Raw genomic sequence first — 15,124 nt, 5'->3', positions numbered from 1 at the left:
CGGTTGGTAAGCTATCTACGACTACATGTCCTGTTCTGGGTCAATAATGGCACGTTCGTAACACTCATTTTCGGGGCTGTGACACTAGCGGTATGGATCGCGTTGCAACCGCTGTCGCCGCCCCGGGGACCCGATGATAGAGGACGTCACCAAGCGGGCAGAGACAGTCGCTGAGATGGCCCCCGATGACTCGGTAACGGCGGGAGTCCTCGCTGGATACAAGAGCCGCTTCTCCGAGTCACCACCGCTGAACAACCCACCGCTGACGTACCTCGACGGTGCTGAAGCCCCGGCGTATCTCCTGACGAACGGGAAACGCGGCATCGGGCGCGGGACGAAACGCAAGACCGACTCACCGGTCGGGGACCGACGGACAGTCATTCTGGTCACTGGCCGACGGACCCTCTGTCTCATTGGGAAAGACGAGGACGACGAGGTCATCGAGATTCCACACGAATCGGTTGCTGCCGTTACTATCAAGACCGGGTTCCGCGTGCACCGTCTTGCGCTCCGGACCCCACGGAAGATGTACCACTGCTGGGTCCATCGCAAGACCGACAAAGCAACCCTCAACGCGGCCGCCGAGTTCATCGAGAACCATCAGCAGGACAGTCCGGACGCCATCGACGGCGACGACACTGCCAACCGGGTCATGTACCGCGGCCGCCCCGTCACGCCCCCGGACACCACGGACGAAACCGAAACCAGCGACCAGACGACGTACTACCGCGGGCAGCCCATTGACGACGACAGCGACTGAGTCTCACGGGTCGCGGTTCGGAGCGAGCAACGCGAGCGAGAACTGTGCTATCGCTCACGGGTCGTCCCTCCCCGCTCGCATCAGCCAAGGGCCGCTCCCTGCGGTCGCGCCCTTCCTACTGCTCGCGGGTCACGTTGTTCCCCGCTCGCAATTCCGAGGGCCGCGCTTCGCGCGCCCCTCGCTACTCCTCACGGCTCCTGCGTCGCCGTTCGGATGTTCGGAGACCCCTCGCTTCGCTCGGGCTCTCCCTACTCCCCCGCCATCCCTAACACATCATCGAAGAAGCCGAGCGAATCGTGCGGGCCGGGGTTGGCCTCGGGGTGGTACTGTCGCGTGATGATGTTCAAATCGTCGTTTTCCAGGCCTTCCGGCGTATCATCGTTGACGTTGATCTGGGTCACGTCGAGTTTGTCGCCGGGGTCGGCGACGGTGTAGCCGTGGTTCTGGGTCGTCATCACGACCTGGTTCGAACGGAGGTCGCGCACGGGTTGATTGACGCCGCGGTGGCCGAACTCCATCTTCTCGGTCTCGCCGCCCAGCGCGTTGGCGACGACCTGCTGGCCGAGACAGATGCCCGCGAGCGGCACGTCGCCGACGTAGGTCTCGACGAGTTCGCCGGCCTGCTCGAAGTTCTCGGGGTCGCCGGGGCCGTTGGAGATGAACAGCAGGTCCGGATCGACAGCCGCTACGTCGTCCTCGCTGGCGTCGTATGGTAACACGTGGACGACGGCGTCGCGTTCGACCAGCGACTCGACGATAGAGCCTTTCGCGCCGCAGTCGACCAGCGCGACCGTCGCGCCGTCGCCGTCCTCGTTGTGGACCTCCACGTCGTCGACGGAGACCTGTGCGCCGATATCCGTGTGGTCGGACATGTGCTTGCACTCGTGGAGTTCATCGAGCGCGTCCTGCTCGGTCACGTCCGGGCCGGCGGCGATCCCGCATTTCATCGCGCCCTCGTCGCGGATTTCGGTGACGATGTCGCGCGTGTCGAGGTGGTCGACCGCGGGGACGCCCTCGGATTCGAGCCACTCAGCCACGTCGTCAGTCATCTCGCGGGCCACTGCCGCGCGCGGGTGGACGCGGTCGGACTCGAAGCGTTCCTCTCGGACGCCGTAGTTCCCGATGAGCGGGTAGGAGAACGTCAGGACCTGCTCCTCGTAGGACGGGTCGGTGAGACTCTCCTCGTAGCCGGTGTACGCTGTTGTAAATACCAGTTCGCCGCGGGCGGTTCCGGGAGCGCGGGCGCGCGCTTCGATGACGCGGTCACCCTCCAGGGCCACGTATGCATCAGCCATTACGAGATGCGTATACTATAGTCGGCCATAAGGGTTGCTTTCGAAGACGAGTTTCGAATTTCGTAATCCTCAAGTCACGACCGGTGATACTGTCACATCTCGATGGACGACCTCGACAGAGAGATACTTTCGATACTCCGCCGGGACGCTCGGACCCCGTATACGGAGATCGCAGACCGAGTCGGAACGTCGGAAGGGACCGTGCGAAACCGCGTCGAACGACTGGTCGACGACGGCGTTATCGAACGTTTCACCGTCGCGACGCGGACCGGTAACGTGAAAGCGATGATCGAGGTCAGCGTCGACGTAAACGTCGATACGGCCGAGGTGTCGGACCGCATCGCCGAGTGGCAGGAAGTCGATTTCGTCTGGCAGGTCTCCGGCGAGGAGGACATCGTCGTCGTCGTCGACGCCGCCGACACCGACGCGGTCAACGGCCTCATCACGCAGGCGCGTGAGCTGGAGGAGGTCGTCGGGACGAAAACGAGGCTAATTCTGAACGAACGAGTTGGGTAACGCGTGGCGGAGCCGCGCGCGCCAACTCGATGAATCGGCATTCGCCGAGTGAGGTCGATATGAAACGAGCGCGCCGGGTGAGCAGCGAGGGTGCGAAGCGTCCTCAAACAGCGAGTCCCAAAGTCGCGTTCAGTAGCGTGGTTCGAAGCGAGTGAGAACCGCGAGACGCGAACGGGAGCCGGAGCCGCGGTCTCCACCAGCCCGGACGTGACACCCTGATTTCATATCTATCGGGCTACGAGAGACGGTATGCAGTTCTCGCCCGGCCTGGACATCGACATCGTCTCGACGTACGGACAACTCGCCACGGACGGGGCGCAGTTCCTCGCCGTCGCGGCGCTGCTCTACGTTCTCGGCCGGCTGATCGCTGTGCCGACGGCCCGGTGGGCGCTGTCACGGACGGCGACCGACAAAACGGTCGCCAGCGCGCTGACCAGCACCGTCAATTTGCTATCGTTCATCCTCGCAGTACTCATCGGGGCCAGCGTCGCGGGCTTCCGGGGCGCACTCGCGGGCTCGACCCTACTGGCGGCGGGTATCACACTCGCAGTGGGGCTGGCGGCACAGGACGTGCTCGGGAACTTCGTCGCGGGCGCGTTCATCGTGACGGACCCGGACCTGAACGTCGGCGACACCATTTCCTGGGACGGGATGCAGGGCACGGTGGTCGATATCGACCTGCGGGTGACGCGGATTCGGACGCCGGACAACGAGCGGATCATCGTCCCGAACACGGCGCTGGCGACGAGCGCGGTGACGAACCAGACGTCGACCGGTCCCATCGGGATCTCCTACCAGTTCGGTGTCGACTACGATGAGGATGTTGAGACGGTGCAGGCCATCATCGAGAACGCCGCCCGTGACCTCGACCATATCCTCGATAAACCGGAACCGACCGCCAGAGTCAGCGACCTCTCGTCGACGTCTGTCGTCCTGACGGGCCGGGTCTGGATTCCCAACGCCCGACGCAACCGGATGGCAGTCGTTCGGTCCGCGTTCGTTCAGCGAGTCCACGAAGCCTGTCGCGACGAGGGCATCGACCTCAGCGACACGACCCAGCACGCACTTTCGGGTGATATCGGCGTCTACGATGGCGTTGCGCCGGCAGACGAGCGAACAGAGTAGCCACCGGTCTGTCCAGTGTCCGGCCCCGTGTCGCTTGCGAGATCCGCAGCGCCCCTACGTTTATATCTGCCCCCAAAATGGTACGTATATGGACGAGAAGCGCTTCGTCGTTGCCCTCTTCGGTTGCGCTGTCGCGGTGGTGGTCGGCGTGCTCGCGTATCAGTTCATCGCGGCGTTGACGGTCTCCGTGTTCCTCTATTATTCGACGCGCCGGTACTACAGTTCGTTACGCAGGCTCCGGCTTCCGGCGCGGGTGCGAGCGGTCGTCGTCATGGCTTCGCTGGCGATCCCCCTCCTGTTGCTCGTCAGCTATGCGACCGTCCTCATCATCGTCGAAGCCCGGCAGTTCGTCACCCAGTACGCACTCGTCGACGCCGCCGCGGCGCACGTCAGTTGGCTGGACGGCGCGGAGTCGGTGCCGGACCTCACCGCCGAGGGACTGTACAGCGCCTACCAGTCGGGGCAACTCTCACCCTTCGTCGATTTCCTCAGCGAGAACGCCATGGTACTTACCTCGGTCGTCTCTCAGTTCGCTCTCAATCTGTTCATCACGACCATCGTCACGTACTACCTCCTGGTAGACGGGCGGCGCATCCGCGAGTGGCTGCTCCGGTTCGACGACGGGGCCATCATCCGCGAGTACCTCGAAGCCGTCGACGAGGAACTGGAGGCGGTGTTGTTCGGTAATCTCCTGAACGTGTTGGCGATCTCGCTCATCGCCATTGCCGCGTTCACCGGCTACAACGCCGTGGCACCGGCGGCCGTCGAGGTCCCGTATCCGACGCTCGCCGGCGCGCTGACCGGTATCGCGAGCTTGATTCCCGTCGTCGGGATGAAGATAATCTACCTCCCGCTGACCGGTATCACCGCACTCCCGGTGGTGCTTGATGGCCAGTCCTCGCTGCTCGTGTACGTGTTCGGGTTCCTCCTCGTCGCGGTGGTCGTCGTCGATACGATACCCGATCTGCTGCTCCGGCCGCTGCTCAGCGGCGAGAACACCCACGTCGGGCTCTTGATGCTCGCGTACACGCTCGGCCCCGTCGTGCTGGGCTTTTATGGCCTGTTTTTCGCGCCGATACTGCTCGTCATCGGACTGACCTTCGCCAACACGGCGCTGCCGCGGCTGCTCGGTGCCAGTGAACCGGACGGCCTGTCGCCGGACCAGATGCGCCTCAACGACTTCCAGTAGCCGTAGGGCGCGTTCTCACTGCACTGCGTCGTCCGTCAGCCCGTCAAGCAGGTGTATCGCGCCGTGTTTGTCAAGCGGGTCGTTGGCGTTTCCGCAGTGGGGCGACTGGACGCAGGCCGGACAGCCGTCGGCGCAGTCACACGAGGAAAGCATCGACAGCGTGGTGTCCATCAGCGGTCCGATGTCGTGGTAGCCGGCCCGCGTCAGGCCGATACCGCCGGGGTAGCCGTCGTAAATAAAGATAGTGGGCTCGCCGGTGTGTGGGTGTCGGGGCGTCGACAGCCCGCCGATGTCGCCGCGGTCACAGAGGTACTCGAAGGGGAACATCGATATCATGGCGTGCTCGGCGGCGTGGATGGCCCCTGGGAAGTCGCCGGAGTCGCTGCCGCCGTCGGTTGCCGTATCACCGGGCTGTCCGGGACGTTCGCCCCCGCCGGCTCCGTACGCGCCCTGCCGTATCTCGCCTTCGAGGTCCGACGGCACGGTGTGGTACAGCGCCTTCGTCTCCAGCGTCGTCTCGGGCAAGTCGAGCGAGCGCTGACCGAGCACCTCGCCGGAGGAACCGTCACGGCGCTCGTAGCCGGTGATCTGTTTGCGCATCGTCACCGAGGCGAAGCGGACCGGCACGTCCTTGCGAGTCGGCAGTCGCCGCTCCGCCAGGTCCGCCTCGACGGTGATGGTCTTGTCGTGCAGGACGCGGGTGAAGTAGTCGGCCCACGTGCGGTCGAGCTGTGCGACGCCCGTGTCCAGGTCGAGGTTGGTCACCTCGTAGCGCCGGCCCTGATGGTGGTAAATCGCGCCGGGGTGGGCATCGCGTAGCGCGTCTTCCACGGAGAGTGTCGCTATCACGTCGCCGTTGGCCACGAGTTTCACCTCGCCGTCGTCGACGGTCCGCAGGTTCATCTCGTGGTGCGGGCTGCCGTTGCCCAGCCAGCGCATCCCTTGGTCGGTCTGGCGACGGTCGAGCTTTCCGGCCGATTCGAGGTCCGCGACCACGTTGGGGAACGTCTCGCCGAAGTGGCGGTCGTCCTCGGGCGAGAGCCAGTTCTCGCAGGCGGCCGCGTGGACGTGGTCCGGGAGCAACTGCTCGTTTTCGGGATTCGTCACGGCCTGCTCGGCCCCTGTCTCGAACAGCGCGTCGGGGTTGCGCAGGACGTACTGGTCGAGCTGGTCCTCGCCGCCGACCAGCGCGACCAGCGCGGGATCAGTGCCGCGGCCGGCACGCCCGGCCTGCTGGAAGGCCCGCATCCGCGTGCCGGGGTAGCCGTCCAGCAACACAGCGTCGAGACCGCCAACGTCGACGCCCAGTTCGAGCGCGCTGGTCGACCAGACGCCGCGCAGGTCCCCTGACTGAAGCCCTTGCTCCAGTTCGCGCCGGCAGTCGTCGGTCAGCGCGGCCTGGTACGCGCCGACGCTGTCGGCGAGGGCGTGTTCGCCGCGGCTCCGGAGTTCGTCTGCGCTGTCGCTGGCGTAGCGTTCGGCCGTCTGGCGTGACCCGGCGAAGACGACCGTCTGGAGGCCACGCTCGACGAGGTCGACGAACAGCTGTTTCGTCTCGACGTGATTGGACTTCCGGCGGCCGCTCCCCCAGCCGTCGCCCTCGTACTCCGGCGGGTTCCACAGCAGCCAGTGGCGCGGCCCGCTGGCGCTTGCGTCCTCGTCGACCAGCGCGAACGACGGCTCGGGCTGGCCGGTGACGGCCGCCGCGTGCTCGATTGGATTGCCGATGGTCGCCGAGCAACAGATCCACTCCGGGCCACCCGCGGTACCGCTGTCGTCCCCCGCGTCTCCCCCTCCGGCGTCGAACCGTTCGGCGACCCGCTGGAGGCGGCGCATCACCAGCGAGACGTGGCTGCCGAACACGCCGCGGTAGCCGTGGATCTCGTCGATGACGACGGTTTCGAGCCGTTGGAAAAACCAGTCCCACAGCCGGTGGGCGTGGGGCAGAATGCCGTAGTGGAGCATGTCCGGCGTCGTCAGCAACACGGTGGGCTGGCGCTCCCGGATGGTCTCCTTCTCGGATTTGGACTGCCGGCCGGTGTACTGGGCGACGGAGACGCCGGAGGCGAAGCCGAGTCCCTGTACCAGGTCCGACAGGGTTTCCGTCTGGTCGTTGATGAGTGCGACCTGGGGTGCGACGTACAGCGTCGTCGCCCGGCGGTCCAGCGCCCGCTCGAAGGCCGGCACGGTGTAGGCGAGGCTCTTGCCGCTTGCCGTCTCCGTTGCGAGGACGACGTTTTGGCCTTCGCGGACCGCCTCGATAGCGTCCACCTGATGGGCGTAGAGGTCCGTGATGCCCCGGTCTTCGAGGACGCCGCTGAGCCGGTCCGCAACCTCGCAGTCCGCAGTCCGCGCGTCCCGACCGGGGACCGTCCGCTGGTCGACGATCTGTCCCTCGTAGTACGGCCGGTCCCGGAGCCACGCGATCGTGTCGTCCACAGGCGAGGTACGGGAGCGAAAAGTATCGGTGTTGCTGTTCTCAGTCGGCGGTGGACTCAGTCAGTGGTCGACTGATTGAGTGGCGGTGTCGCGTCGCGCTCCGTCGCGGGCGGCAGGGAGGCGACCGCTGCCGGGAGCGCAGTCAGTGACACGGCGTCGTGACCGTTGCTCGTGGGGGCGCTCTCATCTGTTTCGACGGCGAGGCAGGCATCGCCCGCCTCAACAACGGCACTGTTGCCGTCACCCGTTTCGCCCGCTAGCACGACAGCATCGGCGGCAGCGGCGAGGTCGACGGCACGCTCGCGGGCCGCATCGTCGATGCCGGCGAAGGCCGGGACCGTGACCGCCTCACAGTCGAGGTCTGCGGCCCGCTCAGCGGCTGTGTCGCCGGTGGGGACGACGCCGATACTGACCCGACAGCCGGCTCCGACGAGTTTCGAGACGGCGGCGGCCGCCGGCGTGCCGGTCCCGACGACGTGGACGCGACGGGCGACCGACTCCCGCTCGGCCAGCGGCGTCACGAGCGGCGCGTCGGTGCCGGGCTGGGTCGTCACCAGCGTCTCCGCGTCGAAAGCGTCACGGAGCGTGTCGCTCGTGAGCACGTCGTCCGGAGGGCCCGCGGCGCGGACCCCGCCGCCGGCGAGCAACACCAGTTCGTCGCAGTACCGGGCGGCCAGGTTGAGGTCGTGAATCGCGGCGACGGCCGTCTTCCCGTCGTCGACGAGCGCTCGGACCAGTTCCAGCGTCCGGACGGCGTGGTTGATGTCGAGGCTCGCCGTCGGTTCATCGAGCAGAAGGACCGGCGTTTCCTGTGCGAGCGCCCGGGCCAGCAGGACGCGCTGGCGCTCGCCGCCCGAGAGCGAAGTGAACGGCCGGTCGGCGAACCCGGTGACGCTCGCGCGCTCCATCGCCCGCTCGACGGCGCGCCGGTCGGCCTCGTCCATCCGGTCGAACCGGCCGAGGTGGGGTGTCCGCCCCATCTCGACGGTCTGCCTGACGCTGAAATCGAACGACAGCGCGGTTCCCTGTGGCGTGCTCGCTACGAGGCGACTCACCGCCTTCGCGGACCTGTTCTGGATTGGATCGCCGTCAACGCGGACCGTTCCGGTGTCCGGATCGAGCGTCCCCTTCAGCGCCCGCAGGACGGTCGTCTTGCCCGCGCCGTTGGGGCCGACGAGGCCGACGAGCGACCCCCGGTCGACGCTGAAATCGACCCCCGAGACGACCAACTGGTCGCCGAAGGACACCGCGAGGTCGGACACGTCGAGCATCGGCTCCGAGCGGTTCTGCTCGGCGTCTGTCCAGTCAGCGTCGGCGGTGGGATCGTTCACAGCTCGTGCACCTCCCGCTTCCGGAGCAAGTACAGGAAAAAGGGCGCGCCGAGGACGGCCGTGACGATGCCGACCGGCACCTCGGCGCTGCCAGAGCGTGCCAGTGTGTCCGTCGCGACGAGGAACGATGCCCCGGCGAGGGCCGCCGTCGGGAGCAGTATCCGGTGGTCCGGCCCGACGAGCAACCGCATCACGTGGGGGACGATGAGGCCGACGAAGCCGACGATGCCGGCCACGGCGACGCCCGCCGCTGTGATGACAGCCGACAGTGCGAGCAGGACCCGCTTGGTCCGTTCGACCTCGATGCCGAGGCTCTGGGCGTCTTCCTCGCCCAGCAGCATGACGTTCAGATCGCGTGCGTACGCGAGCAACACGACGAACGGGACGGCGACGAGCACGACGCTCGTTGTCACCTCGGGCCACGAGGCCCCCTTGAGATGCCCCATCAGCCAGTACAGCGCCCGGCGGATGCTCTCGCCGCTGTGGAGCAACAGGAAGGAGACGACTGCGCCCAGAAACGTCTGTATCGCCACCCCGGCCAGCAACAGCGTCGCGACCGGCGTGCGGCCGTTCCGCGTCGCGATGAGGTAGACGCCGAAGGCGGCGATCAGCGCACCCACGAAGGCCGCGCCGCGGAGGCCGAGTCCGAACGGGATCACGACCGGCGCGACGATGAAGCCGACCGCGCCGACCGCCGCCCCGGAGGAGACGCCGATGATAGAGGGGTCGGCCATCGGGTTCCGGAAGATTCCCTGCATGATCGTCCCTGCAGCGGCCAGCGAGAAACCGACGACCGCGCCGAGCAGTATCCGGGGGAGCCGGACCTGCATCACGATCTGTGTCTGGAGGTCGCTTACGGCGTAGGAAAACACGCGGGCCGTGGTCACGTCGACGGCAGGGCCGGAGACCGAGATGCCCGTCGGGACGACGACGGCGTTGAGCAGTACTTTCCCGACGACTCCGGGCGGAATCCACACCGGGCCGATACCGGCGCTCGTCGTCACCACGGCACAGAGGACGGCGACGAGCCCCGCCGACCACCCGACGGTCCGACCCGCGAAACGCATGTATGAAAGCCCAGTTGCAGTAGATAAGTATTTATTGCTCCTGGCACCCGCCTAGGGCATGCGACGACGTTCTCTCGCGTGTGTCTTTGTCTTGCTTGTCGCCTCGCTCGCGGGTGTCGCTCCGGCCACAGCGACAGCCGCCACGCAGGCCGACGACTGCTCGTTTCCGGTGACGATGACCGACGCGACCGGGACCGAGGTCACTATCGAGGAGCGTCCGGAGCGGGTGACGACGACTAACCCCTCGGCCGCACAGACGATGTGGGAAATCGGTGGGCGCTCCCAGGTGATCGGACTCACCCAGTATGCAAGCTACCTAGACGGCGCTGAGAGCCGGACGAACGTCTCGGCGAGCTTCGGCGTCAACGTCGAGCGTGTCGTCGGCACGAACCCGGACCTGGTGCTCGCGCCGAACGCCAGCGCCGGTGACGTGGCCCCCCTCCGGCAGGCCGCGCTCACGGTGTATCACCTCCCCGCTGCGACAACTATCGAAGATATTCGAGCAAAGACGGCGACTATCGGTCGTCTGACCGGCAACTGCGGGGGCGCAGCCGACGCCAACGCCTGGATGGACGCGAACGTCGACGCTGTTCGACAGGTCAAGGCGGACGACGAGGACCGCCCGACGGCACTGTACCCGCTGGGCGGGGGGTACGTGGCGGCGGGCAACACCTTCGTCACGTCGCTCATCGAACTCGCGGGCGCGGAGAACGTCGCGGCCCGCAACCACACCCAGTACCCACAGCTCAGCGACGAAGTCATCCTCCAGTTCGACCCGGACGTGCTCTTTGTCACCGAGAACACGGCGACCATCGCGGAGACCGAGCCCTACGCCAGCACGACCGCGGGCGAGACCAATTCGACGGTCGCCGTACAGGTGCGGAATATCAATCAGCCCGCCCCGCGGAGCGTGGTCTCGTTCGCACACAACGCCACCGCACAGCTCTACCCGGACCGCTACGACGCCGACAGCTACGTTCCCCGGTCGGCTGTGACAGTGACGCCATCCGAGACAGCGACGACCCAGACCGAGCCGTCGACAGGCACGGAGACGATGGCGACGCAGGAACGGACCACGACCGACGCAAGCGGTCCCGGATTCACGGCTGTCGCGGCGCTTGTCGCACTGCTGGCGCTGGTCTGCACACAGCAGTTCCGCCATCGGAGGCCGTAGCGTCATGGACAAGCAGACTATCCGTGAAACGGTCTGGGACGCGCTGGAAGAGCGCGGTATCGCCCGGTTCCCGTTCCCGCCCCACGACCGGATTCCCAACTTCGAGGGCGCAAGCGAGGCCGCACAGCGCCTGACCCAGACGGCGGTCTGGGACGCCGCTGAGACGGTGAAGGCGAACCCGGACTCGCCACAGCTCCCGGTGCGACGGGCGGCGCTGCGGGCCGGCAAGACGGTGTACATGGCCGTGCCACGGCTCCGGGACGAGCGCTGTTTCTACGAACTCGACCCCGACGAACTCGACGATATCGAGGCGGCACCGGCGGTTTCGAACGTCGCCGACCACGCGCGACAGGTCGGTCCCGAGGCGGTCGGAAGCGTCGACCTCGTGGTGTCGGGTTCGGTCGCGGTCACCGAGGACGGCGCGCGAATCGGAAAGGGCGAGGGGTACAGCGACCTCGAATACGCCGTCCTCCGTGAACTGGAGCTGGTCGACGAGACGACGCCAGTCGTGACGACAGTCCACGAACTCCAGATCGTCGGCGGTCCAGAGGGCGTCGTCGACGCCACTGTGCCCGTCGACGACCACGACGTGCCGATGGACTGGGTCGTGACGCCGGAGCGAACTGTCGAGACGGAGACCACGCACACGACACCAGCGGGCGTCGATTGGGACGCGCTTTCGACGGACCGCATCGACGAGATACCTGTCCTTTCGACCCGCCGGCCCGACTGAGATTGCAGCCGCTATAGCTGGGTTAGAGCCCTGGTAATGGAAGCTTACCGGCGGTACAACTTTAGCCCCACACGCCTTGGAACGCATATGGATACGCCCGTGGCCACGTCGGACCGTCACGGGGTCGATGAAACTGCCGGGCGGCTACGCGTCCTCTACGTCGACTCGGAATGTGACGATATCACGGCGGTCAAGGAGACGCTGAGCGGTAGCGCAGGCAAATTCACCGTGACGGTGTGTGAGTCGGCGGATGACGCGCTCAAAACCCTCGAAGACGCGTCGTACGACTGCGTCGTCAGCGAGTACCAACTGCCGGACCGAGACGGAATCGAACTGTTACGGGCCGTCCGGGAACAGTCCTTTGACCTCCCGTTTCTGCTCTTCACTGACGACGGCGACGAGAGCGTGGCCAGTAACGCTATCTCCGCCGGCGTCACGGACTACGTGACGAAAACGCCGCTTTCGGAGCAGACGGCACTGCTCCGACAGCGGATCACCTCTGCCGTTGCCCGCTACCAGGAGGAAGCAGACATCCTCGACCGGATGACCGACGCGTTCTTCGCGGTAGACGAGAACTGGGAGTTCACGTACGTCAACGAGCGCGGCCGGCGCGTCATCGGCCGTGTGATGGGGACGGAAGTTAGCACCGCGGACCTGCTGGGGCGCAACATCTGGGAGGCGGCCCCATCCCTGGATAGCACGGAGTTCAGCAAACAGTACCGGCAGGCGATGACACAGCAGGAGCCAACCTCGTTCGAGGCGTACTTCGAACCGCTACAGACGTGGTTCGAGGTGTCCGTCTACCCGTCGCCAACCGGGATTTCGGTGTACTTCCGTGACATTACTGAGCGGCAAAAGCACGAGGAAGAGATCAGGGGCAGAGAGCGGACGCTCCGAGAGATCTACCGGGTCATCTCCCGCAAAGACCTTGATTTCGAGGAGAAGGTCGAGCGCCTGCTCGAAATTGGGCAGAACGTCCTCGGGACCGAAACGGCCGCCCTCTCACGTATCGATGGCGACATGTACGTCTTCGAAATCGTGCGCGACCGGACGGGGGCCACCGAGGCGGGCGATGCGGTCCCGCTGGACGCGACGAACTGCGAGCGGGCCGTCGTCGAGGAGAAGACGCTGGTGCTCGCTGATATCGTCGAAGACCGGCCAGAACTGACCGACAGAGCGGGCTACGCGGAGATGGGCGTCTCCTGTTACCTCGGAACGCCCGTTGTTGTCGACGGCTCGGTGTACGGCACGTTCTGCTTCTACGGCAAGAAGCCCCGCGATTCCTTTTCCGAGTGGGAAGTCACGCTCGTCGAGTTGATGGGGAACTGGGTCAGCTACGAACAGGAGCGCGAACGCCGCGAGCAGGAACTCACCCGCGAGCGAAACCGCCTGGAGGAGTTCGCCAGCGTCGTCAGCCACGACCTCCGGAACCCGCTCAACGTCGCGTTCGGCCGGCTCACGCTCGTCGACGAGGCGTACGACGGGGACCCGGAGCACGTCGAGGCGCTCCGGCGGTCGCTCGAACGGATGGACGAACTCATCGACGACGTGCTCGCGCTCGCCCGCGGCGGCCACAAGGTCATCGACGCGACCGAAACGTCGCTAGACGATATCATTACGGCCGCCTGGGACACCGTCGAGAGTTCGAACGCGACGCTCGAACGGATCGACACGGACGCACGAATCACGGGCGACCAGACGCGGCTCCAGCAGCTCTTCGAGAACCTCTTTCGCAACGCTGTGGAGCACAGCGACGACCACGTGACCGTTCGCGTCGGGACGCTCTCGGGCGGGCGGGGGTTCTACGTCGCGGACGACGGCCCGGGGATTCCCGAAGACCAACGCGACGAGGTGTTCGAACGCGGCTACACCACGAGCGACGACGGGACCGGGTTCGGGCTGGCCATCGTCTCCGAAATCGTCGAGGTCCACGGCGGTCGGATCACCGTCGCAGAAAGCGAAGACGGCGGGGCGCGCTTCGACGTGACCGGCATTCAGGTCGAGTGAAGCTGGTCGACGCAGTCCCGGATGAGCCCGTCGACGTTCTCCGGGAGCGTCGGGTGGTAGGCCCGGTCCGGGAGGTCACGCACGTCGAGTCCGAGTTCGACGATAATCTGGAACGTCTTGGCGAAACTGTCGGCGTGGTAGTGCATCCCCTGCCAGCCCAGTACCGTCCCGTCGTCGGCGTCGACGACGAGCTTCGCCAGTCCCTCGGGCACGTCCTTCGATTTGAACACGCCGTCGTCGCTGGCCTGTCGCGTCGCGGTGACGACGTCGTAACCGGCCGCTTTCGCCGTCTCCTCGTTGTGGCCGACGCGGGCGAACGGGTAGACGCCGAGTCCGGAGAAGATGACGTGGTGGTGGACGTTCCGGTACTCCTGGGGCGTCCCCCCGGCCTCCTGCCGGAGGATGTTCTCGGCCGCGGTGAAGCCCTGCTCCTTGGCGACGTGGAGGATCGGCTCCTTGCCGTTGACGTCGCCGACGGCGTAGATGTGGTCGGCGTCGCGGGTCTGCATCGTGTCTTTCACCCAGTCGACCCCGACCGAGACGGGCGTGTTCTCAAGCCCCAGCCCCTCGATAGTGGGTCGACGGCCGGTGAAGAGGAACAGCTGATCGGCCTCGAACGTCTCCTCGCCCCCGTCGTCGTACTCGACGGTGAGGCGGACGCCGCCGTCCGCCGTCGTCTCTAGTTCCTTCTCGTGGCAGTTCGTCGGGATGGTCACGTCCCAGTTGTCCTCGTAGATGTCGAGCGCCGCGTCGCCGAACTCCGGGTCGCCCTCGTCGATCGGCCGGTCGTCGTGCTCTATTACCGTGAGCTCCATCCCGCCGGCTTCGGCGAGGTACGGCACCATCTCCATCCCGATATACCCGAAGCCCATCACGATGCCGGAGTCGGGGAACTCTGTGGCGTCGAGCACCTGGTCGCTGGTCATGAAGTCGACCTCGTCGATGCCGGGCGTGTTCGGGACGTTCACGCTGGAGCCGGTCGCGACGACGACGTAGTCGGCCTCGTGCTCCTCGCCGCCGGCCCGGACCGTGTGCTCGTCGACGAACGTCGCCCTGTCGTGGATGAACGTCACGTCTTCGCGCTCGGCCATCTCGTGGATGGAGTCCCGTCGGTGACCGGCCCAGCCCAGCACGTGGTCGTCCTTGCGTTCGACGACGGCTTCCAGATCGACCTCGGGCACGTCGCCGACGAGGCGCTCGTCGTGGCGCGCCTGGAACCGGTGGGCTCCCGCGGAGAGGACCTCCTTCGACGGCATACAGCCCCGCAGGATACAGAGGCCGCCGCCGGGCTCGCCGTTGTCGATGAGCGTGAGCTCGATATCCGCTTCGTCCACGAGTTCGCCGGCGACTGCGGCCCCGGCACTCCCGTATGCGCCGATGATAACGACGTGAGTCATACCACTGCTAGGGCGACCCCATCAAATAAAGCCTTCAGTGGCGTGTTTCGCCCGGACACGACCGGCGTGGGGTGGTCCGTACCACCGGCCT

Annotated in this window: 12 protein-coding genes; 7 read left to right on the top strand and 5 right to left on the bottom strand. The window is 66.2% G+C overall.

What is annotated here, in order from left to right; translation table 11 throughout:
- The first annotated feature begins 133 nt into the window (after window positions 1–133).
- Window positions 134–760: a hypothetical protein gene (locus tag ACY9XZ_RS03090; protein WP_463455608.1), complete on the top strand. Its 627-nt coding sequence runs from the start codon at window positions 134–136 to the stop codon at window positions 758–760.
- Between the two features lie 248 nt (window positions 761–1,008).
- Here ACY9XZ_RS03090 and carA read toward each other — a convergent pair whose 3' ends face one another.
- A complete protein-coding gene (gene carA, locus ACY9XZ_RS03085) occupies window positions 1,009–2,055 on the bottom strand; it encodes a glutamine-hydrolyzing carbamoyl-phosphate synthase small subunit (protein WP_463455607.1) in 1,047 nt (348 codons plus the stop codon).
- A 102-nt stretch (window positions 2,056–2,157) separates the two neighbouring features.
- Between carA and ACY9XZ_RS03080 the strand changes: the two genes are divergently transcribed.
- The 3 genes from ACY9XZ_RS03080 (at window position 2,158) to ACY9XZ_RS03070 (ending at window position 4,885) form a co-directional block, all read left to right on the top strand.
- Window positions 2,158–2,571, top strand: coding sequence for an Lrp/AsnC family transcriptional regulator (locus tag ACY9XZ_RS03080; protein WP_463455606.1), 414 nt, complete (start codon window positions 2,158–2,160; stop codon window positions 2,569–2,571).
- Window positions 2,572–2,820: 249 nt separating this feature from the next.
- Complete coding sequence (locus tag ACY9XZ_RS03075) at window positions 2,821–3,696, top strand: mechanosensitive ion channel family protein (RefSeq protein ID WP_463455605.1); 876 nt, start codon at window positions 2,821–2,823, stop codon at window positions 3,694–3,696.
- 88 nt (window positions 3,697–3,784) lie between these two features.
- A complete protein-coding gene (locus tag ACY9XZ_RS03070) occupies window positions 3,785–4,885 on the top strand; it encodes an AI-2E family transporter (protein WP_463455604.1) in 1,101 nt (366 codons plus the stop codon).
- Window positions 4,886–4,900: 15 nt separating this feature from the next.
- Here the strand turns inward: ACY9XZ_RS03070 and ACY9XZ_RS03065 are convergent, their stop codons facing one another.
- Genes ACY9XZ_RS03065 through btuC form a run of 3 tightly spaced genes read right to left on the bottom strand, consistent with a single transcriptional unit; the run spans window position 4,901 to window position 9,722 of the window.
- Window positions 4,901–7,324, bottom strand: coding sequence for a DEAD/DEAH box helicase (locus ACY9XZ_RS03065; RefSeq protein WP_463455603.1), 2,424 nt, complete (start codon window positions 7,322–7,324; stop codon window positions 4,901–4,903).
- 56 nt (window positions 7,325–7,380) lie between these two features.
- Window positions 7,381–8,595 carry an ATP-binding cassette domain-containing protein gene (locus tag ACY9XZ_RS03060; protein WP_463455984.1) on the bottom strand — a complete coding sequence of 405 codons (1,215 nt, stop codon included), beginning with the start codon at window positions 8,593–8,595 and terminating at the stop codon, window positions 7,381–7,383.
- Window positions 8,596–8,651: 56 nt separating this feature from the next.
- On the bottom strand, window positions 8,652–9,722 hold the full coding sequence (gene btuC / locus ACY9XZ_RS03055) for a vitamin B12 ABC transporter permease BtuC (protein ID WP_463455602.1): 1,071 nt from the start codon (window positions 9,720–9,722) through the stop codon (window positions 8,652–8,654).
- Window positions 9,723–9,780: 58 nt separating this feature from the next.
- On the opposite strand from btuC, the gene ACY9XZ_RS03050 reads away from it, so the two are divergent.
- The 3 genes from ACY9XZ_RS03050 to ACY9XZ_RS03040 all read left to right on the top strand — a co-directional run bounded on the left by ACY9XZ_RS03050 (window position 9,781) and on the right by ACY9XZ_RS03040 (window position 13,636).
- Window positions 9,781–10,896 (top strand): PGF-CTERM-anchored ABC transporter substrate-binding protein, encoded by a 1,116-nt coding sequence (locus tag ACY9XZ_RS03050; protein WP_463455601.1) that lies wholly within the window; start codon window positions 9,781–9,783, stop codon window positions 10,894–10,896.
- Window positions 10,897–10,900: 4 nt separating this feature from the next.
- A complete protein-coding gene (locus ACY9XZ_RS03045; RefSeq protein ID WP_463455600.1) occupies window positions 10,901–11,629 on the top strand; it encodes a 5-formyltetrahydrofolate cyclo-ligase in 729 nt (242 codons plus the stop codon).
- A gap of 87 nt (window positions 11,630–11,716) precedes the next feature.
- Entirely contained in the window at window positions 11,717–13,636 is a 1,920-nt protein-coding gene (locus ACY9XZ_RS03040) for a PAS domain-containing sensor histidine kinase (RefSeq protein ID WP_463455599.1), read from the top strand.
- On the opposite strand, the gene ACY9XZ_RS03035 is transcribed toward ACY9XZ_RS03040, so the two are convergent.
- Window positions 13,624–15,033 carry a dihydrolipoyl dehydrogenase family protein gene (locus tag ACY9XZ_RS03035; protein WP_463455598.1) on the bottom strand — a complete coding sequence of 470 codons (1,410 nt, stop codon included), beginning with the start codon at window positions 15,031–15,033 and terminating at the stop codon, window positions 13,624–13,626. The genes ACY9XZ_RS03040 and ACY9XZ_RS03035 overlap by 13 nt on opposite strands.
- Window positions 15,034–15,124: the final 91 nt, after the last annotated feature.

It is taken from the genome of Haloarcula sp. HT12, assembly GCF_055271655.1.
This window is presented reverse-complemented; position numbering and strand designations above follow the sequence as displayed.

Excerpts from the sequence above, each read along its gene's own strand:
- ACY9XZ_RS03090 (WP_463455608.1), top strand. The coding sequence starts at position 134 with ATGATAGAGGACGTCACCAAGCGGGCAGAGACAGTCGCTGAGATGGCC.
- carA (WP_463455607.1), bottom strand. The coding sequence starts at position 2,055 with ATGGCTGATGCATACGTGGCCCTGGAGGGTGACCGCGTCATCGAAGCG.
- ACY9XZ_RS03080 (WP_463455606.1), top strand. The coding sequence starts at position 2,158 with ATGGACGACCTCGACAGAGAGATACTTTCGATACTCCGCCGGGACGCT.
- ACY9XZ_RS03075 (WP_463455605.1), top strand. The coding sequence starts at position 2,821 with ATGCAGTTCTCGCCCGGCCTGGACATCGACATCGTCTCGACGTACGGA.
- ACY9XZ_RS03070 (WP_463455604.1), top strand. The coding sequence starts at position 3,785 with ATGGACGAGAAGCGCTTCGTCGTTGCCCTCTTCGGTTGCGCTGTCGCG.
- ACY9XZ_RS03060 (WP_463455984.1), bottom strand. The coding sequence starts at position 8,595 with ATGCTCGACGTGTCCGACCTCGCGGTGTCCTTCGGCGACCAGTTGGTC.
- btuC (WP_463455602.1), bottom strand. The coding sequence starts at position 9,722 with ATGCGTTTCGCGGGTCGGACCGTCGGGTGGTCGGCGGGGCTCGTCGCC.
- ACY9XZ_RS03050 (WP_463455601.1), top strand. The coding sequence starts at position 9,781 with ATGCGACGACGTTCTCTCGCGTGTGTCTTTGTCTTGCTTGTCGCCTCG.
- ACY9XZ_RS03045 (WP_463455600.1), top strand. The coding sequence starts at position 10,901 with ATGGACAAGCAGACTATCCGTGAAACGGTCTGGGACGCGCTGGAAGAG.
- ACY9XZ_RS03040 (WP_463455599.1), top strand. The coding sequence starts at position 11,717 with ATGGATACGCCCGTGGCCACGTCGGACCGTCACGGGGTCGATGAAACT.
- ACY9XZ_RS03035 (WP_463455598.1), bottom strand. The coding sequence starts at position 15,033 with ATGACTCACGTCGTTATCATCGGCGCATACGGGAGTGCCGGGGCCGCA.